Below are 17,591 nucleotides of genomic sequence, written 5' to 3' on the forward strand. Positions count from 1 at the left end.
GGGCACTGTAGGGCGGGAGAAAACGGATGTGGAGTTTATAAAGAAAAACAAAAAAAATATATTTCAGGTATTGTTTCTGGTGGTTCTGCTGGTGCTTACCTTTTACAATCTGCTGAAGGGGGAGGAACTGGAGGACATCTGGAACACAGTACTGATGGCCAAGAAGGGGTATCTTCTGTTGGGACTGGCACTGGTGATTGTGTTTGTTTGCAGTGAGTCTGTGATCATCTATTACATGATGCGCTCACTGAAAAAGAGGATACCCCTGCACAACTGTATCAAGTACAGCTTTATCGGGTTCTTTTTCAGCTGTATCACCCCGTCGGCAACCGGGGGACAGCCGGCACAGATTTACTATATGAAAAAGGATAAGGTCGAAATACCGGTCTCTACCTTAGTGCTGATGATTGTGACCATCACGTATAAATTTGTACTGGTTCTGGTCGGCCTTTTACTGATCTTTTTTTACCGGCCTCTGGTGCACCGGTATCTGCAGGATACAAGATTCTGGTTTTACCTGGGGATCGCTTTAAATGTAGGCTGTGTGCTGTTGATGTTTATTCTGATCTTTAAGCCGAAGCTGACCAAAAAGCTGATGCATGTGGGACTTGCCCTGCTGGAAAAATGCCATTTGATGAAGCACAGGGAGGAGCGCACGCAGAAGCTGTCCAGATCCATGGATAAGTATAAAGAGTCCGCCTACTATTTCAGAGATCACAAGCTTGTGGTATTCAATGTGCTGCTGATTTCTATTTTTCAGCGGTTCTGTCTGTTTTTTGCAACATACATTGTGTATCGGGCGTTTGGGCTTCACCAATTCTCGGCTTTTGAGATTGTAACCCTGCAGGCGACCATATCCATTGCGGTGGACATGCTGCCTCTGCCGGGCGGCATCGGAGCCAGCGAGGCGCTGTTTTTGTCAATCTTCAGGCCAATCTTCGGCCAGGGACTGGTATTGTCAGGAATGCTTTTGAGCCGCGGTATCAGTTACTATGCGTTGCTGATCATCAGCGCACTGGTAACGGTTTATGCCCATATCAGCATAACCCGCCGGGCGGCTAGGCGGGAGCAAAGGGCCAACGAAAACGAGGGAGAAAAAGAAGTATGCTAATAGGTTTTTATAATTATACGGTAGTCCTTACATACATGGGGCTGATCAGCTCCGTGTATGGCATGACAGAGGCACTGGACGGTCACTTTGCCACAGCCATCGCCTGTCTTGTGGTCTCCGGTATCTGTGATATGCTGGATGGAAAGATAGCAAGGACCATGGACCGCACAGAGGATGAGAAGAAATTTGGTATTCAGATAGACTCGCTTTGCGATCTGTTTTGCTTTGGAGCTTTTCCTGCATTCCTGGGTTATGGTCTGGGGCTTCGGGGATTCTTTGGTACTCTGGCCATGTGCCTGTATGTGCTGGCGGCGGTGATCCGCCTGGGATACTTCAATGTAATGGAGGAGAAGCGCCAGGAATCCACCACGGAGGTGCGAAAGTACTACCAGGGTCTGCCTGTGACCTCCATAGCGATTATCTTTCCGATTGTGTACCTGCTCAGACCGTTATTTGGCCAGATGATATATCTGAGAGTTCTCATTGGCGTGATGATTGGAGTGGCGATCCTGTTTGTGAGCAATATCAAAGTGTTCAAGCCGGGGAATAAGCTGATGACGGTGATTATTATTGCAGGTGTGATCATTTTGGGGAAACTGCTTCACCTGTATTAAGGAGGCCATATGAACTATAGAGATTTAAATGGAGAAATGTATATTGAAGAAAATGCGCAGGACAAGTTCCTGCGCAAATTGTATACCAGCGTATGGGGAAGGGCTATGCTGCGGCCTCTGGTGAACCCGGTATTTTCCAGGGCAGCCGGGGCTTTTTTGGATACCCGGCTTTCCAGGGGGCTGATTTCTCCTTTCATTAGGGTGAACCATCTGGACATGAGTCCTTATGTGTCCAGAAAGTATAGCTCATATAACGATTTTTTTACCAGAGAGATCAAGCCCGAGGCGAGAATGATTGACTATGATGAGTCCCATCTGGTCAGTCCTTCGGATGGAAAGGTGAGCGCCTATGATTTGAAAGAGGGCACCTCCTTTTGGATTAAGCATACACAGTATACGCTGGAATCTCTCACAAGGAGCAGGAAACTGGCGGAAAAGTACCGCGGAGGGTATGCGGTGGTCATACGCCTGACGGTGGACAATTACCACAGATACTGCTACCCGGCCTCCGGCAGAAAGGGAAGAAACCGTTTTATTCCCGGAGTTCTGCACACAGTAAACCCTGTGGCCTGCGCTGTGCTGCCTGTATATAAAGAGAACGCAAGAGAGTATACGATCCTGCGCACAGAGGCCTTCGGGGATGTACTGCAGATGGAGGTGGGCGCACTGATGGTGGGGCGTATCTGCAATTACCATCAGAGTGCAGAGGTGAGAAAAGGCCAGGAAAAGGGCAAATTTGAGTTCGGAGGTTCCACGATCGTGCTTCTGCTGGAGAAGGGGAGGGTAAATCTCAGGGAGGAGCTGCTTAACAATACCAGGGATGGCTGCGAGACCTTGATCTCCATGGGAGAATGGATTGCAACTGGAAGATGACAACTTAAAATTAAGCCATGGGGCAATGATGAGGTTTTACTGTGGTGAGAAGAGGGAAAAAAGGGAAGGAAAAAGCAGCAGGGGAGTAAATGCCTGCTGTAAGATGAAAAGAAGAACTGTAGCGACATAATAACATGAACTACAGTATGTCAAGAAAAAATACTTGACAAAGGAAAAAGTTTCGTATATGATAGCAGAGGTGAGTGAGAGATGGAAAAATTTGTGGAACAGACACTGCTGTTTGATTTTTACGGTGAGCTTTTGACAGAACACCAAAAGAAAGTCTATGAGGACGTAGTTTTTGGGGATCTGTCCTACACAGAGGCAGCTCAGGAGCACAGTATCAGCCGCCAGGGGATTCATGACCTGATCAAGCGCTGCAATAAGACGCTTGAGGGCTATGAGGAAAAGCTGCATCTGGTCCGGAAGTTTCTGGTAATCCGGGAACAGGTGACGGAGATACGGAAGAGGGCAGATGAGCCTGAGAAGATCAAGACAATTGCGGACAAGATATTGGAGGAGTTGTAAATCATGGCATTTGAAAGCTTATCGGATAAATTGCAGAACGTATTCAAAAGCCTGCGAAGCAAAGGACGCCTGACAGAGGCTGATGTAAAGACTGCGCTGAAAGAGGTCAAGATGGCTCTTTTGGAGGCGGATGTCAGCTTTAAGGTTGTAAAACAGTTCATAAAAGCGGTTCAGGAGAGAGCAGTGGGACAGGACGTGATGAACGGACTGAATCCGGGTCAGATGGTTATCAAGATCGTAAATGAGGAGCTGGTATCGCTCATGGGATCTGAGACAACAGAGATTGCACTGCGTCCCGGAAATGAGATAACTGTGATTATGATGGCCGGACTCCAGGGAGCCGGAAAGACCACCACCACGGCAAAGATTGCCGGGAAACTGAAAGCAAAGGGCAGAAAGCCGCTTTTGGCAGCCTGCGACGTGTACCGTCCGGCAGCTATCAAGCAGCTTCAGATAAATGGCGAGAAGCAGGGCGTGGAGGTTTTCTCCATGGGTGATAAACAGAACCCTGTGAATATCGCAAAGGGCGCCATCCGGCACGCGGAGGATCATGGACTTAATGTGGTGATTCTGGATACAGCGGGACGTCTTCACATTGATGAGGACATGATGCAGGAGCTTCAGAATATCAAAGAAGCTGTGCGGGTGGACCAGACGATTTTGGTCGTGGATGCCATGACCGGACAGGACGCGGTAAACGTGTCCGACATGTTTAACAAAAAAATAGGTATCGATGGAGTGATCCTCACTAAACTGGACGGTGACACGAGAGGCGGAGCAGCGCTGTCTATCCGGGCAACCTGCGGGAAGCCGATTCTGTACGCAGGTATGGGTGAAAAGCTTTCGGATTTGGAACAATTTTATCCGGAGCGCATGGCCTCCAGAATTCTCGGAATGGGCGATGTGATGAGCCTGATTGAGAAAGCCCAGGCCAACATTGATGAGGAAAAAGCCAAGAACATGGAGCAGAAGCTGAAGAAGGCACAGTTCGGGTTTGACGACTATCTGGATAGTATGAGTCAAATCAAGAACATGGGAGGCCTGACCAGCGTGTTGAGTATGCTTCCGGGTATGGGCAGTAAGATGCCTGACCTGGAGTCTGCCATGGATGAGAAGAAGATGGCTCGGATTGAGGCCATGATCCTATCCATGACACCCACAGAGCGCTCCAATCCGGATCTCTTAAATCCTTCCCGAAAAAAGCGGATCGCGGCAGGTGCAGGCGTGGATATCAGCGAAGTCAACAAGCTGGTGAAGCAATTTGAGCAGGCCCGTAAGATGATGAAGCAGTTCCCGGGAATGATGGGAGGCAAAGGTGGTAAAAGAGGCAGATTAAAACTGCCCTTTTAATAAATCAAATTAGCAAACCTTAAGGAGGTGAAAGACAATGGCAGTAAAGATCAGATTGAGAAGAATGGGACAGAAAAAGGCTCCTTTCTATAGAATCGTTGTAGCTGATTCCAGATCTCCGAGAGATGGTAAATGTATCGAGGAAATCGGTACTTACAATCCGAACACAGATCCCAGCGAATTCAAGGTAAACGAGGAATTGGCAAAGAAGTGGCTGGCAAACGGAGCTCAGCCTACAGAAGTTGTTAGTAAGCTCTTCAAATTAGCCGGTATTGAAAAATAAGACGGAGGGTGGACGCGATGAAGGAATTAGTTGAAGTAATTGCAAAGTCACTCGTTGATCATCCGGAAGAGGTTGCAGTCACGGAAAAAGAAACCGGCAAAGCGATTGTACTGGAGCTCAAGGTTGCGGCATCTGATATGGGTAAGGTGATCGGAAAGCAGGGCAGAATCGCGAAGGCTATCCGTTCTGTTGTAAAGGCGGCAGCGTCTAAGGAAGACAAAAAGGTTATTGTGGATATTCTGCAGTAGTGATACCTACAAGGCAATATTTAGAAAAAATCTCGTGCACAACGGGATTTTTTTTGATATAATGGCAAAAGGAGGTGAGCTATGGATATGACAAGGAAAAGAAAAAAAGGATGGATGCTCGCACTTATTGTATTATGTGTCATGATGCTGGCTCCCATGACAGCAAGTGCGGCAAAGCTGAAAAAGGTAAACGTGGACAAGTACATTGGGCTGGGGAAGAAATACACCGTCTTTGCCTACAATCCCAATAGAAAATGGATAAAGGTGAGAACACGCAAGTCCACAAAAGCTAATTACTATTCACAGATGATAAATTACGGCGGGGCCCTGGTGGTGAACACCAGCAAGCTGAAAAAAGGTACTAAGGTTTCATGGATTCCAGTGTACATGCACAGCGTTAAGACTAAGAGCGGATATAAGACGGGATATATACTGTCCAGTCAGGTAAAATTGAAAGCGCTGTACACAAAAAAGTTTTCTGACAACCGAGTGATTGACCGGGCCATAAAGATCGGATTTAAATACCTGGGAACGCCCTTTGTGATGCCGGGTGCATCACTGACATCGGGCATTGACTGCGCCCAGTTTGTGGCGGCTGTGTACAGGGCAGCCGGGCGAGGAGGCTTGGGAACGCATACGGACTTTCTCCAGGCAGCGTGCAGAGAGGTGTTTTACAACCGTTCCAACCGCACACTGTCAAAGAGCCAGCTAAACAGGATGAGGCCCGGGGATTTGCTGTTTTATTTAAAATATGATACCTCAGGACCCATTGACCATGTAGGAATTTATATTGGCGGCGGTTTGATGATCAATTCCTCTGGACACTATGGGGAGAGGTATCCCAATGGGGGTGTGTGCATCAAACGGGTACAGTACGGGAACCGGAAGATTGTCAGATGCATGCGCTTGCGGGGATATTGATTCCGGATACATCCGGGTACAAAAAGACAGGAGTATGAGACATGGAGAATTTTCTGCAGGTGGGTGTAATCACAAACACTCACGGAATCAAGGGAGAGGTAAAAGTCTTTCCCACAACGGATGATCCGTCCAGATTTAAGAGCCTGAAAAATGTGTTTCTGGATACCGGCAGAGACCGGGTGGAACTAGAGATTGAGCAGGTGAAATTTTTTAAGCAGTTTGTGATCCTCAAGTTTAAGGGGTACGACAGCATCAATGATGTGGAGCAGTACAGAAAGAAAAGTCTATTGGTCTCCAGGGAGAACGCGGTGGAGCTTCAGGAAAATGAATACTTTATTGCGGACCTGCTGGGTCTTACCGTTGTCACAGATGAGGGGAAACAGTTGGGCACGCTCAAAGATGTGCTTCAGACAGGGGCCAATGATGTCTATGTGGTGGAAACGCCTGAGGGACAGGAGATACTGATTCCAGCTATCAGACAGTGTATTCTGTCCGTGGATCTGGAAGAACAAACCATGCGGGTTCACCTGCTGAAAGGACTTGTATAGGGGCTATGAATTATCATGTATTAACTTTATTTCCGGAGATGATCCTACAGGGGTTGGGGACCAGTATCATAGGGAGAGCGATTGAGAAAGGCACCATTACGCTGAATGCCGTCAACATCCGAGATTATTCTACAAACAAACACATGAAGGTAGATGACTATCCATACGGTGGAGGCGCCGGGATGGTCATGCAGGCCGCACCGGTCTACAAAGCTTACCAGGATGTTTGTCAAAAGATCGGACACCGCCCCAGGGTGATCTATCTTACCCCCCAGGGCAGAGTGTTTGACCAGGCGCTGGCCCGTGAGCTGGCAGAAGAGAAGGAGCTGGTCTTTCTGTGCGGACATTATGAGGGGATTGACGAGAGGGTTCTGGAGGAGGTGGTGACAGACTATGTCTCCATCGGTGACTATGTGCTTACCGGAGGAGAACTGCCTGCCATGGTCATGATTGACGCGGTATCCAGAATGGTTCCGGATGTGCTCAACAATGAGGAATCTGCGCAATTTGAGTCCTTTCAGGACAATCTATTGGAATACCCACAGTACAGCCGGCCTGAGGAGTGGAATGGGAGGCGGGTTCCGCCTGTACTTCTGTCTGGTCATCATGCCAATATAGAGGGCTGGCGAAGGGAACAATCCATTCGGCGTACGGCACAGAGGAGACCGGACCTGTTTTGCAATGCCCTTCTGGAGCCCAGGGAGAGGCAGATCGCAAAAGAGTATCTGCTGTTTCGGGAAGGTCTGGACACAGAAAAGTAGAGAAACAACAGAGGTGAGATATGAAATGGAATAAGAAACGAGCAGGTATTTTACTTGCAGCAGTGTGTCTGCTGGTGTTGGCATGTTCATTTGCATCATCCGCAGCGTATCCCGCATTTTCCCAGTCAAAACCGCTGATCGGTTACGGCTGGGCCAAGAAAGCCTACCCTGTTTACAGTGACAGCAGCCTGCAGCAAAAGGCAGATACTCTGTCCTACCGGGTCTGTAAGGTTTCGGGCATATCAGGAAATGCGGCAAAAGTTGTCTATGAAAAGGGTGGTGAGGTCTTTACAGGATGGATTCCCCTGAAGACTTTTGTGTACAACCCGGATTACAAACACCAGATTACCTTTGCAAACGCGCCTATCACTATCTACAAGCGGCCTGCAGTGGGAGCACCATACACAAAAGTAATGCTCTACTCAGGCGGAATCGCTGTGAGTGAGAAGGGGAGCTGGGTGGAGGTGATTTTCAATACCGGGGGGAAATACCGTCTGGGGTGGATGAAGAAGAGCAGCTTTACCTCACAGGTCCGGCTGTCCATGGATACGACCACCCAGAATCTGGCCAACGGAACTTACACGATTTCCCCAAGGAACAGCAGCGCTCTGGCGATGACTTACCAAAAGGACACCAACAGCTTTGCGCTCACAAAAAACAAAAAGTCATCTGCACAGAAGTTCATGCTTACCCATTACCGGAACAATTACTATTTCATAAGCCCGGAACTGGCTGAGGGGAATCTGTGCGACAAAAGTTTACCCGCCACTGCTGAGGGGAACCAGCATATGTGGCTATTGAAAAGAACGGGCGGGTATTTCTACATAAGGGCCAAGGGGAGCGGAAGATGTCTCACCTACGCCTCAGGCAATGTAAAAGCAGGCGCGTGGAAGAAGCTGAAGGTTCAACAGTGGAAGATCACAAAAGTTCCCCAGACACCTACCAAGGAGAGCAGCACAGTGTTCTCACAGTACGATCCCAAATGGGGAGGGTCTACGTACATGAACGGGCCTTCCAGAAGGACAATCTCTACTTCGGGCTGTGGTGTGATGGCGCTGACCAACGCTGTCTATGCTATGAACGGTGAGTTTATCAGCCCTACAAAGATTGCCAAATTCTCGGTGTCCAGGGGCCATTATTTCTATAACCAAGGAACTGCGGATACACTTTACAAAGATTTTGCGAAAAAATATGGCGCCACGTATCATTTCAAACACAAAGGGAAAGTATATTCATTGAACAGCGTTAGGAAACACCTGCAGAGCGGCGGAACGGCTATTGCCCTTGTCCCGGGCCATTATATCGCTATTGTCGCATACAGGCCGTCCGATCAGTCTTATCTGGTGCTGGATTCCGCAGTGTACGGAAAACGCCCCACCACCATAGAGGGGGATTGGGTATCCGCCTCCACACTGAGGAGCGGATATATGTACTGTGAATATTTCCACCTGCTTTCCAGGCGTTAGATGGGGAAAAAGTGCTTGCATTTCTTATAGACTCGTGATACAATTATTTCCGTTGTGAGAAAAGAGATGGTCCTCTGTTACAGATCTGTATTAAGAACATCCGGGAAAATAAGGAGGCACACAATGAACGAGATTATTAAAAAAATTGAAGATGCTCAGTTAAAAGCAGAAGTTCCTGAGTTCAGAGTTGGTGATACCGTAAAGGTATATGCTAAAATTAAAGAGGGAAACCGCGAACGTATTCAGGTTTTCGAGGGAACGGTATTGAAGAGACAGGGCGGCGGCGCCAGAGAGACCTTCACCGTTAGAAAGAATTCCAACGGCATCGGCGTTGAGAAGACTTGGCCATTACACTCTCCGTCAGTGGAAAGAGTTGAAGTTGTCAGAAGAGGTAAAGTAAGACGTGCGAAACTGAACTACCTGAGAGGACGCGTTGGTAAGAGAGCCAAGGTAAAAGAGTTAGTAAAATAATGAAGTGAACCAGGGACAAGTACTTAGGTAATTGTCCCTGTTTTCTACTGGAAGTAGGATTCTATTTCATATCCTCCAGGAGGCTCAAGAACTGCGGTTCCAGATTAAGAGTGAGGTAGACATTATGAGCAGAGTACGAAAGAGAAGAGAGCGCAGAGAGAGGGAGAAGAAAAATGCTTTTAAGATGATATTGGGGTGGGCGTTTCAGATCATTGTAGTGATCTTGTTTGCCTATATCATAGTGTATTTCTTTGGACAGACCAGAACCAATATTGGACAATCTATGGATGTCACCCTGTCAGGAGGGGACACGGTACTTCTCAATGAACTTTCTTACAAGCTGAAGGGGCCTGCAAGGGGAGATATTATTGCATTTAAACCGGGAGGCAGCGCTGCCAGCCATTCCTACATTAAGCGTGTACTCGGGTTGCCGGGGGAGACGATTCAGATCAAAGACGGTATGATCTATATCAACGGGGAACGGTATGTGGAGAAAAAGGACTATCCCCCCATGAACAATGCCGGACTGGCTGAGGAACCCATTACACTGGGAAGTACAGAGTACTTTGTACTGGGTGACAATCGGAACAACAGTGAGGACAGCCGTTTTGCGGATGTGGGGAATGTGCAGCTTTCCGATATTGAAGGCAAGGTTTGGTTTGTGATTTCTCCCAGTGAGCATTTGGGATTTGTAAAATAGAAAGGAAACCTTATGAATTATCAATGGTATCCTGGTCATATGACGAAGGCAAAGCGTATGATGCAGGAAGACATTAAGCTGATCGATCTGGTAATTGAGCTGGTAGATGCCAGGATTCCTCTGAGCAGCCGCAATCCGGACATCGATGAGCTGGGAAAAAATAAGTCCCGGCTGATTCTTTTAAATAAATCCGACCTGGCCAGTGAAAAATACAATGAAGCCTGGAAGGAGTGGTTCCAGGCAAAAGGGTATTATGTGGTAAAGATCAATTCCAGAAGCGGAGCGGGAATCAAAGCCATTGGCGGGGTGATTCAGGAGGCCTGCAGGGAAAAGATTGAGCGGGACCGCAGACGGGGGATTAAAAACCGGCCGGTGCGGGCTATGGTGGTGGGAATTCCCAACGTGGGAAAATCAACCTTTATAAACACCTACGCCGGGAAGGCTTGTGCCAAGACAGGAAACAAGCCGGGCGTTACAAAGGGAAAGCAGTGGATACGGCTGAATAAGAGCGTAGAGCTTTTGGATACTCCGGGTATCCTGTGGCCTAAGTTTGAAGATCAGAACGTGGGGATGAAACTGGCCATGATCGGGTCCATCAGAGATGAGATTCTCAACGTGGATGAGCTGGCAATACGTCTGATAGAGTTTTTGATACAGTATTATCCCGGAATACTCAGCAATCGGTATGAGTGCCGGGAGGATGCAGGTTCTGTGGACATTTTGGGAGAGATTGCCGCAAACCGCGCCTGTCGATTGAAGGGGAATGAGCTGGATTATTCAAAGGCGGCAGGGATTGTGGTTGAGGATTTCCGAAGCGGCAAGCTGGGGAGAATTACTTTGGAATTTCCGAATGAAGCGTAAATGTATTTTGACTGTAACTGGAAGGATACGGAACAGTTACGAGGATTTGTAGAAAAGAAAGGGTTGCAGTATGAGTAAACAAGGGGAAACGGAAGAGACAAAAGAAGTAAAAGAGAAAAGTACCATGAGAGAAGTTATCAGTATGCTGATCTATATTGCCATAGTTCTGGCACTTACCTTTTTGGTGGTGCGTTATGTGGGACAGAGGACGCAGGTAAGCGGCGATTCCATGTATCCCACCTTACATAACGGGGATAACCTGATTGTGGATAAGCTCAGTTACCGCTTTAAAGATCCCGAAAGATATGACATCATTGTCTTTCCTTACCAGTATAAGGAAGAGACCTATTATATTAAGCGTATCATTGGGCTGCCGGGGGAGACAGTTCAGATCATAGACGGTACGATTTACATTAACGGGAGCGTGCTGGATGAGAACTACGGTCGGGAGAAGATGGTCAGCAGCGGGCTGGCGCTGGATGAGATACAGCTGGGGGAGGACGAGTATTTTGTCCTGGGTGACAACCGAAACGCCAGTTCAGACAGCCGGGAGCCAGATGTGGGCAATATTCATAGGGATGATATTATCGGCCGTGCGTTTATACGGATTTGGCCTTTCAGCCGGTTCGGCATATTGAAACACCAGTAGGGAAGAAATATGGAAAAAAAGATATCAGAGATAAAGAGAGAGTTTGAGACAGCCGGAGATGACCAGCTGGGGGAGCTGTTTGCCGCTTATGCGGCAGACCCCAGGGCTGGCGTTGCCGGCTTGATTAAAAAGTATCAGAAAAAGCAGGAAGCCCTGGAGCAGGAGAGGTCACGCCTGGAGGGAATGCGGGTCTACGAACACAGGTACGAGCATCTGGGGGCTGTGTGTGGAATTGACGAGGCCGGGAGAGGCCCCCTGGCGGGGCCTGTTGTGGCTGGAGCGGTGATTCTCCCCGAGGGCTGCGAGATACTCTACCTCAATGACTCCAAAAAACTCAGCGAAAAAAAACGGGAAGAACTCTACGGTGAGATTATGGAGAAGGCTGTGGCAGCGCAGGTGGGAATCATAGGGCCGGGTAGAATCGATCAGATCAATATCCTGCAGGCCACATATGAGGCCATGCGGGAGGCGGTTTCAAAGCTTTCTGTGCGTCCTCAAATACTTTTAAACGATGCAGTTACTATACCGGCTCTGGAGATTCCCCAGGTGCCCATTGTCAAGGGGGATTCCAAGAGCTTGTCCATAGCCGCAGCCAGTGTAATCGCGAAGGTGACGAGGGACCGGCTGATGCGGGAGTATGACCGGCTGATGCCGGAATACGGATTTGCGGGACATAAGGGATACGGATCGGCGGCCCACATTGAGGCAATACGCAGATTTGGCCCCTCACCTATACACAGAAAAACTTTTATCAGGAACTTTATGGACAAATAGTTTCGGAATAGGAGCATGTATTTGAATAAGCGCAGACTGGGAGCAGTCTATGAAGAGCTGGCTGCGGAGTTTCTGGAGAAAAAGGGATACCGCATTCTGGAAAGAAATTTCCGGTGCAGAGCCGGTGAAATTGATCTGATTGCCATAGACGGCTGTTACCTGGTGTTTGTCGAGGTGAAATACCGCAGGGACGCGTCTATGGGGACCGCGGCGGAGGCAGTTGACTTTCGGAAACAGAATGTGATACGAAGGGCGGCTTCCTGGTATCTGGTAATTCGGCAAATGCCGGAGGATACTCCCTGCCGTTTTGATGTGCTGGGAATTACGGGAAAAGAGGTTTGCCTGATACAGGATGCTTTTTCGTAAATTGCAAAGGATGTAAGAGAAGGAGAGATTGGATGCAGAAGATAAGCAGAAAAGGTACCGGAGAGGTTCTGAAGCTGAACAATGCCGAAGGGACACCTTACCTGAGTTTCCCCATGCTGGACTTGGCAGACGGCATTGTACACGGTTTTTCCACGCGTCTGGGGGGTGTCAGCGAGGGTCATCTCCAAAGCATGAATCTGAGCTTTTCAAGAGGAGATGAGGAAGAGCGGGTGAGAGAGAACTTTAGGCGTATTTCGGCTTCCATTGGATTTGCCACTCAGGACATGGTCTTCTCCCACCAGACACATACCACCAATGTCCGCGTGGTGACAGAGGAGGACAGGGGAAGTGGATTTACAAAACCTCTGATCTACCAGGATGTAGACGGCCTGATCACAGACGTCCCGGGGCTGGTGCTCTCCACCTTCTATGCAGACTGTGTCCCACTGTTTTTTGTGGATCCGGTTCACAGGGCAATCGGACTGGCCCATTCGGGTTGGAAGGGAACCGTGGGCAAGATAGGGCAGGTGACGGTTAGAAAAATGGCAGAGGAGTTTGGGAGCGATCCCGGAGACCTGCTGGCGGCTGTGGGTCCTTCTATCTGTCAGGAGTGTTATGAGGTGAGTGGGGATGTGATTGAGCAGTTTCAGGCCAGCTACAGAGAGAAATACTGGGAATCTATTTTTTATAAGAAAGAAAACGGCAAGTACCAGTTGAATCTCTGGAGGGCAAATGAAATTGTATTTTTAGAGTTCGGAATTTTGCCGGAGCATATCAGCATCACTGACGTCTGCACCTGCTGTAATCCGGAAATTCTCTACTCCCACCGGGCATCCGGGGGAAGGCGGGGAAATCTGGCAGCATTTCTTATGCTGGTACAGTGAAGACGAAATGGATAAAAAAACTGATGTACTGCAAACTTACATGGGCAGTACATCAGTTTTTTCATATCTTCTTATGGTTATACTTTGCCAAGAGCTTGTGAATCTTCTCTGTGGGGGACTGCACACGCAGAATGGATACATCGTGATTCAAAGTATCGATGATGCTGGCCAGATACTTGGTCATATCCGCCTCCTGGTAGTAGGGACGAACCAGAAGATCCGGAATCCGATAGGTCAGATTTGTAGTCACTACTTTTGTGATATACCCTTTCTCATAGTACTCGTCAAACTTCTCAAGTCCGTCTGTGAAAAGACCAAATGTGGTACATACAAATACCCGCCTTGCCTTTCGATCCTTTAGCTGTTTTGCCACGTCCAGCATACTCTCGCCTGAGGAGATCATATCATCAATGATGATCACATCCTTGCCCTCCACAGAGTCGCCCAAAAATTCGTGGGCTACAATGGGATTTTTACCGTTGATGATGGTAGAGTAGTCTCGGCGCTTGTAGAACATGCCCATGTCTACACCCAGAATATTGGAGAAATAAACCGCGCGGCTCATGGCGCCTTCATCCGGACTGATGATCATCAGGTGATCGTTGTCAATCCGAAAATCCGGAACAGACTCGATAAGTGCCTTTAAAAACTGGTAAGTGGGCATGAATGAGTCAAAGCCCTGGATGGGCACTGCGTTCTGCACTCTGGGATCATGTGCGTCAAAGGTGATGATATTGGCCACACCCATATCTGCCAGCTCCTGCAGTCCTAGGGCACAGTCCAGGGACTCCCTCTTGGTGCGTTTGTGCTGACGGCCTTCATACATAAACGGCATGATGACGTTTATCCGGCGGGCTTTACCGGTAGCTGCAGAGATGATGCGTTTTAAATCCTGAAAATGATTGTCCGGTGACATGTAATTCTCATATCCGCATACCTTGTAGGTGAGACTGTGGTTGCAAACATCCACCATAATAAACAGATCACATCCGCGGACAGAGCTTTTAATAATTCCCTTTGCCTCTCCGCTGCCAAATCTGGGACAGGTACAGTCCACCATAAAGTTGTCCTCCAGATATCCCTTAAACAGTATGTCCTCTGTGTTATGTGTGGGATTGGTGTGACGGAAATCCACCAGATGCTCGTGGACCTTGTCTGCAAAATGACGGCTGCTCTCCAGGGCAGCGATTTTTAATGGAGCTACTGGAATTGTATTATATAGAGATTCAAAATTCGGCATAATAACCTCCAAATCGTTTTCATTACCTAATAGTTATATCATTTCAGTTCTACTGAGTCAAGAAAATTGTCGAATTTCCAAAGGAGTTGCTGTTTGGTAACAGTTCAGACAGGTCCGGTACGTTTTAGGCTGAGGGGGACGCTTCCTTTGGAGCAGGGTTATGCTTCAGGGACGCGTGCAACATATCAAACTGAATACCTTGCAATTTAAATAACTATTTAGTATCATAGAATGTAGATGAATAGGAGAATATACAAATATGGCGAAGAATATACACACAGTGAGTAAGATCGTTACGGGGGGCATTGCCCAGGAGTTGGAGATTGAGCCCGGAGACAAGCTGCTGTCCATCAACGGCAGAGAGGTAGAGGATATTTTTGATTACCACTATCTGATAAATGACGAGTATCTGGAAATTCTGGTGGAGAAAGAGGACGGTGAGGTCTGGGAGCTGGAGATTGAGAAGGACTTTGATGAGGATCTGGGAATGGAGTTTGAAAACGGCCTGATGGACGAGTACCGCTCCTGCAGAAATAAGTGCGTGTTCTGCTTCATTGACCAGATGCCCTCAGGCATGAGGGAAACCCTGTACTTTAAAGATGACGATTCCAGGCTATCCTTTTTACAGGGCAACTATGTGACGCTCACCAATATGAGTGACCATGACATAGAGAGGATCATAACCTACCATCTGGAGCCTATCAATGTGTCCATCCACACCATGAATCCTGAGCTTCGCTGCAGGATGCTGAACAACCGTTTTGCCGGGGAGGCGCTGAAAAAGGTGGACCGTCTGTGCCGGGCTGGGATTCATATGAACGGACAGATCGTACTCTGCAAAGGGATCAATGACGGGGAGGAGCTGGAGTACAGTATACAAATGATGAGCAGATATCTTCCGTATCTGCAGAGCGTCTCCGTTGTCCCTGTGGGTCTGACCAAGTACAGAGAAGGTCTGTATCCTCTGAAACCCTTTGAACAAAACGATGCCAGGCAGGTTCTCTCCATCATCCACAGATGGCAGGATAAGCTGTACAGGGAGCATGGAACCCATTTCATTCATGCAGGGGACGAGTGGTATCTCATGGCAGGGGAGGAGCTTCCCCGGGAAGAGCGGTATGACGGCTATCTGCAGCTGGAAAACGGTGTGGGTATGCTGCGGCTTTTAACCGATGAGGTGGAGGAGGAGCTGAGAGGACGAGAAGGTGACGAAAGGAAACATGTGGTATCCATCGCCACTGGCCTGCTGGCGGCGCCGGTGCTTGAGGAGCTTGTGAGCAAGATTAATGAGAGATATCCGAATGTGGACGTGCGCATCTATCCCATTAAAAATGATTTCTTTGGAGACCGCATTACAGTTTCGGGCCTGCTGACAGGAGGGGATCTGAGGGCGCAGCTGGCGGGCAGGGAACTGGGCAGGCAGCTTCTGCTCCCCTGCAATGTTCTGCGCAGCGGGGAGGAGGTCTTTCTGGATGATCTGACCGTGACGGAACTGGAAACCGCTTTACAAACACCGGTAAATATTGTAAAATCAACCGGTCGGGATTTTGTAAGAGCAGTCTTGCTGGACGACAAAGAGGTGCATCACGCACATATAGATGAGGTGAATAAATATGAGTAAACCAATCGTGGCCATTGTAGGAAGGCCGAATGTAGGAAAGTCTACCCTGTTCAATGCTTTGGCCGGAGAGAATATTTCCATTGTTAAGGATACACCTGGGGTTACCAGGGACCGGATCTACGCGGATGTGGAATGGCTGGGGATCAACTTTACCCTGATTGATACAGGAGGGATTGAGCCGGACACAAGCGATGTGATCCTGGCTCAGATGCGGGACCAGGCGCAGATTGCCATTGACACTGCGGACGTGATTATCTTTATCACGGATGTGCGCCAGGGCTTAGTGGACTCTGATGCCAAGGTGGCGGACATGCTCAGGCGTTCCCGCAAGCCGGTGATCCTGGTAGTCAACAAAGTGGATCACTTTGACCGCTACATGACAGATGTCTATGAGTTTTATAACTTGGGCATCGGCGATCCGGTTCCCATCTCAGCAGCTTCCAAGCTGGGCCTGGGGGATATGCTGGATGAGGTGGTCAGACATTTTGACCCGGAAGAGATGCAGGAGGAAGAGGATGACAGGCCCAGAATTGCCGTGGTGGGCAAGCCGAACGTGGGGAAATCTTCTATAATTAACAAACTTTTGGGCGAGAACCGGGTGATTGTCTCAGATGTGGCGGGCACCACCAGGGATGCCATTGACACAGAGGTGGTTTGGGACGGCAGAGAGTATATATTTATCGATACTGCTGGCCTGAGAAGAAAAAATAAAGTAAAAGAGGAACTGGAGCGCTACAGTATCATCCGCACCGTGACCGCGGTGGACAGGGCGGATGTGGTGGTGGTGGTCATCGATGCCACAGAGGGAGTGACGGAGCAGGACGCCAAGATCGCAGGCATTGCCCATGAGAGGGGCAAGGGAGTGCTCATAGCAGTCAACAAGTGGGATGCGGTGGAAAAGGATGATAAGACCATCTACAAGTACACCAATCAGGTGAGAAACACCCTATCCTATATGCCGTACGCAGAAATCATGTTTATCTCCGCGCAGACGGGCCAGAGACTGCCCAAGCTGTTTGAGAAGATTGACATGGTGCTGGAGAACCAGAGCCTGAGAGTGCAGACAGGTGTGCTTAATGAGATTATGGCAGAGGCTGTAGCGCTGCAGCAGCCGCCTTCAGACAAGGGAAAGAGGCTGAAGCTCTACTATATCACCCAGGTGGGGGTGAAGCCGCCTACCTTTGTAATCTTTGTCAACGACAAGGAGCTAATGCACTTTTCCTATACAAGATATCTGGAAAACAAAATCCGGGATACCTTTGGATTTAAGGGGACATCCCTGAAATTTATTGTCAGAGAGCGCAAGGATAAGGAGAAATAGT

Annotated in this window: 22 protein-coding genes; 21 read left to right on the forward strand and 1 reads right to left on the reverse strand. The window is 48.6% G+C overall.

The features are described 5' to 3' along the window. Window positions 1–28 precede the first annotated feature (28 nt). The 19 genes from AC0THY_RS13100 to pgeF all read left to right on the forward strand — a co-directional run bounded on the left by AC0THY_RS13100 (window position 29) and on the right by pgeF (window position 13,408). Window positions 29–1,111 carry a lysylphosphatidylglycerol synthase transmembrane domain-containing protein gene (locus tag AC0THY_RS13100; protein WP_489991043.1) on the forward strand — a complete coding sequence of 361 codons (1,083 nt, stop codon included), beginning with the start codon at window positions 29–31 and terminating at the stop codon, window positions 1,109–1,111. Then, window positions 1,105–1,725: a CDP-alcohol phosphatidyltransferase family protein gene (locus AC0THY_RS13105; protein WP_489991044.1), complete on the forward strand. Its 621-nt coding sequence runs from the start codon at window positions 1,105–1,107 to the stop codon at window positions 1,723–1,725. The genes AC0THY_RS13100 and AC0THY_RS13105 overlap by 7 nt, the downstream gene beginning before the upstream one ends. Window positions 1,726–1,734: 9 nt before the next feature. After that, window positions 1,735–2,598 carry a phosphatidylserine decarboxylase gene (locus AC0THY_RS13110; RefSeq protein ID WP_489991045.1) on the forward strand — a complete coding sequence of 288 codons (864 nt, stop codon included), beginning with the start codon at window positions 1,735–1,737 and terminating at the stop codon, window positions 2,596–2,598. Beyond that, window positions 2,582–2,728, forward strand: coding sequence for a hypothetical protein (locus AC0THY_RS13115; protein WP_489991046.1), 147 nt, complete (start codon window positions 2,582–2,584; stop codon window positions 2,726–2,728). Before AC0THY_RS13110 ends, AC0THY_RS13115 begins: the two co-directional genes overlap by 17 nt. Window positions 2,729–2,808: 80 nt before the next feature. Continuing rightward, complete coding sequence (gene ylxM, locus AC0THY_RS13120; RefSeq protein ID WP_489991047.1) at window positions 2,809–3,126, forward strand: YlxM family DNA-binding protein; 318 nt, start codon at window positions 2,809–2,811, stop codon at window positions 3,124–3,126. A 3-nt stretch (window positions 3,127–3,129) separates the two neighbouring features. Further along, window positions 3,130–4,476: a signal recognition particle protein gene (ffh, locus tag AC0THY_RS13125; RefSeq protein WP_489991048.1), complete on the forward strand. Its 1,347-nt coding sequence runs from the start codon at window positions 3,130–3,132 to the stop codon at window positions 4,474–4,476. Between the two features lie 37 nt (window positions 4,477–4,513). Continuing rightward, a complete protein-coding gene (gene rpsP / locus AC0THY_RS13130; RefSeq protein ID WP_120482192.1) occupies window positions 4,514–4,759 on the forward strand; it encodes a 30S ribosomal protein S16 in 246 nt (81 codons plus the stop codon). Window positions 4,760–4,776: 17 nt separating this feature from the next. Beyond that, window positions 4,777–5,007, forward strand: coding sequence for a KH domain-containing protein (locus AC0THY_RS13135; protein ID WP_489991049.1), 231 nt, complete (start codon window positions 4,777–4,779; stop codon window positions 5,005–5,007). Between the two features lie 81 nt (window positions 5,008–5,088). Continuing rightward, window positions 5,089–5,928, forward strand: a complete 840-nt coding sequence (locus AC0THY_RS13140; RefSeq protein ID WP_489991050.1) for a C40 family peptidase — start codon at window positions 5,089–5,091, stop codon at window positions 5,926–5,928. Window positions 5,929–5,969: 41 nt separating this feature from the next. Further along, window positions 5,970–6,476, forward strand: a complete 507-nt coding sequence (gene rimM / locus AC0THY_RS13145) for a ribosome maturation factor RimM (RefSeq protein ID WP_489991051.1) — start codon at window positions 5,970–5,972, stop codon at window positions 6,474–6,476. A 5-nt stretch (window positions 6,477–6,481) separates the two neighbouring features. After that, entirely contained in the window at window positions 6,482–7,237 is a 756-nt protein-coding gene (trmD, locus tag AC0THY_RS13150) for a tRNA (guanosine(37)-N1)-methyltransferase TrmD (protein ID WP_489991052.1), read from the forward strand. Between the two features lie 20 nt (window positions 7,238–7,257). Continuing rightward, entirely contained in the window at window positions 7,258–8,703 is a 1,446-nt protein-coding gene (locus AC0THY_RS13155) for an RICIN domain-containing protein (RefSeq protein ID WP_489991053.1), read from the forward strand. A 123-nt stretch (window positions 8,704–8,826) separates the two neighbouring features. Then, window positions 8,827–9,174: a 50S ribosomal protein L19 gene (rplS, locus tag AC0THY_RS13160; RefSeq protein ID WP_489991054.1), complete on the forward strand. Its 348-nt coding sequence runs from the start codon at window positions 8,827–8,829 to the stop codon at window positions 9,172–9,174. A 124-nt stretch (window positions 9,175–9,298) separates the two neighbouring features. Continuing rightward, on the forward strand, window positions 9,299–9,874 hold the full coding sequence (gene lepB, locus AC0THY_RS13165; protein ID WP_489991055.1) for a signal peptidase I: 576 nt from the start codon (window positions 9,299–9,301) through the stop codon (window positions 9,872–9,874). A gap of 12 nt (window positions 9,875–9,886) precedes the next feature. Further along, window positions 9,887–10,735, forward strand: coding sequence for a ribosome biogenesis GTPase YlqF (gene ylqF / locus AC0THY_RS13170; RefSeq protein ID WP_489991056.1), 849 nt, complete (start codon window positions 9,887–9,889; stop codon window positions 10,733–10,735). A 70-nt stretch (window positions 10,736–10,805) separates the two neighbouring features. Continuing rightward, complete coding sequence (lepB, locus tag AC0THY_RS13175) at window positions 10,806–11,384, forward strand: signal peptidase I (RefSeq protein WP_489991057.1); 579 nt, start codon at window positions 10,806–10,808, stop codon at window positions 11,382–11,384. 9 nt (window positions 11,385–11,393) lie between these two features. Next, window positions 11,394–12,158, forward strand: a complete 765-nt coding sequence (gene rnhB, locus AC0THY_RS13180) for a ribonuclease HII (RefSeq protein ID WP_489991058.1) — start codon at window positions 11,394–11,396, stop codon at window positions 12,156–12,158. A gap of 15 nt (window positions 12,159–12,173) precedes the next feature. Next, window positions 12,174–12,524: a YraN family protein gene (locus tag AC0THY_RS13185; protein ID WP_489991059.1), complete on the forward strand. Its 351-nt coding sequence runs from the start codon at window positions 12,174–12,176 to the stop codon at window positions 12,522–12,524. Window positions 12,525–12,556: 32 nt separating this feature from the next. After that, window positions 12,557–13,408 (forward strand): peptidoglycan editing factor PgeF, encoded by an 852-nt coding sequence (pgeF, locus tag AC0THY_RS13190; protein WP_489991060.1) that lies wholly within the window; start codon window positions 12,557–12,559, stop codon window positions 13,406–13,408. Between the two features lie 61 nt (window positions 13,409–13,469). Here pgeF and AC0THY_RS13195 read toward each other — a convergent pair whose 3' ends face one another. After that, complete coding sequence (locus AC0THY_RS13195; protein ID WP_489991061.1) at window positions 13,470–14,648, reverse strand: ribose-phosphate pyrophosphokinase; 1,179 nt, start codon at window positions 14,646–14,648, stop codon at window positions 13,470–13,472. Window positions 14,649–14,907: 259 nt separating this feature from the next. On the opposite strand from AC0THY_RS13195, the gene AC0THY_RS13200 reads away from it, so the two are divergent. Further along, window positions 14,908–16,269: a DUF512 domain-containing protein gene (locus AC0THY_RS13200; protein ID WP_489991062.1), complete on the forward strand. Its 1,362-nt coding sequence runs from the start codon at window positions 14,908–14,910 to the stop codon at window positions 16,267–16,269. Continuing rightward, on the forward strand, window positions 16,262–17,590 hold the full coding sequence (gene der / locus AC0THY_RS13205; RefSeq protein ID WP_489991063.1) for a ribosome biogenesis GTPase Der: 1,329 nt from the start codon (window positions 16,262–16,264) through the stop codon (window positions 17,588–17,590). Before AC0THY_RS13200 ends, der begins: the two co-directional genes overlap by 8 nt. Window position 17,591: the final 1 nt, after the last annotated feature.

Source organism: Ruminococcus sp. 8Y-12 (assembly GCF_058119865.1).

What these genes read in the sequence shown, in the direction of transcription:
- AC0THY_RS13105 (WP_489991044.1), top strand. Translation starts at nt 1,105, where the DNA reads ATGCTAATAGGTTTTTATAATTATACGGTAGTCCTTACATACATGGGG.
- AC0THY_RS13110 (WP_489991045.1), top strand. Translation starts at nt 1,735, where the DNA reads ATGAACTATAGAGATTTAAATGGAGAAATGTATATTGAAGAAAATGCG.
- ylxM (WP_489991047.1), top strand. Translation starts at nt 2,809, where the DNA reads ATGGAAAAATTTGTGGAACAGACACTGCTGTTTGATTTTTACGGTGAG.
- ffh (WP_489991048.1), top strand. Translation starts at nt 3,130, where the DNA reads ATGGCATTTGAAAGCTTATCGGATAAATTGCAGAACGTATTCAAAAGC.
- rpsP (WP_120482192.1), top strand. Translation starts at nt 4,514, where the DNA reads ATGGCAGTAAAGATCAGATTGAGAAGAATGGGACAGAAAAAGGCTCCT.
- AC0THY_RS13135 (WP_489991049.1), top strand. Translation starts at nt 4,777, where the DNA reads ATGAAGGAATTAGTTGAAGTAATTGCAAAGTCACTCGTTGATCATCCG.
- AC0THY_RS13140 (WP_489991050.1), top strand. Translation starts at nt 5,089, where the DNA reads ATGGATATGACAAGGAAAAGAAAAAAAGGATGGATGCTCGCACTTATT.
- rimM (WP_489991051.1), top strand. Translation starts at nt 5,970, where the DNA reads ATGGAGAATTTTCTGCAGGTGGGTGTAATCACAAACACTCACGGAATC.
- trmD (WP_489991052.1), top strand. Translation starts at nt 6,482, where the DNA reads ATGAATTATCATGTATTAACTTTATTTCCGGAGATGATCCTACAGGGG.
- AC0THY_RS13155 (WP_489991053.1), top strand. Translation starts at nt 7,258, where the DNA reads ATGAAATGGAATAAGAAACGAGCAGGTATTTTACTTGCAGCAGTGTGT.
- rplS (WP_489991054.1), top strand. Translation starts at nt 8,827, where the DNA reads ATGAACGAGATTATTAAAAAAATTGAAGATGCTCAGTTAAAAGCAGAA.
- lepB (WP_489991055.1), top strand. Translation starts at nt 9,299, where the DNA reads ATGAGCAGAGTACGAAAGAGAAGAGAGCGCAGAGAGAGGGAGAAGAAA.
- ylqF (WP_489991056.1), top strand. Translation starts at nt 9,887, where the DNA reads ATGAATTATCAATGGTATCCTGGTCATATGACGAAGGCAAAGCGTATG.
- lepB (WP_489991057.1), top strand. Translation starts at nt 10,806, where the DNA reads ATGAGTAAACAAGGGGAAACGGAAGAGACAAAAGAAGTAAAAGAGAAA.
- rnhB (WP_489991058.1), top strand. Translation starts at nt 11,394, where the DNA reads ATGGAAAAAAAGATATCAGAGATAAAGAGAGAGTTTGAGACAGCCGGA.
- AC0THY_RS13185 (WP_489991059.1), top strand. Translation starts at nt 12,174, where the DNA reads ATGTATTTGAATAAGCGCAGACTGGGAGCAGTCTATGAAGAGCTGGCT.
- pgeF (WP_489991060.1), top strand. Translation starts at nt 12,557, where the DNA reads ATGCAGAAGATAAGCAGAAAAGGTACCGGAGAGGTTCTGAAGCTGAAC.
- AC0THY_RS13195 (WP_489991061.1), bottom strand. Translation starts at nt 14,648, where the DNA reads ATGCCGAATTTTGAATCTCTATATAATACAATTCCAGTAGCTCCATTA.
- AC0THY_RS13200 (WP_489991062.1), top strand. Translation starts at nt 14,908, where the DNA reads ATGGCGAAGAATATACACACAGTGAGTAAGATCGTTACGGGGGGCATT.
- der (WP_489991063.1), top strand. Translation starts at nt 16,262, where the DNA reads ATGAGTAAACCAATCGTGGCCATTGTAGGAAGGCCGAATGTAGGAAAG.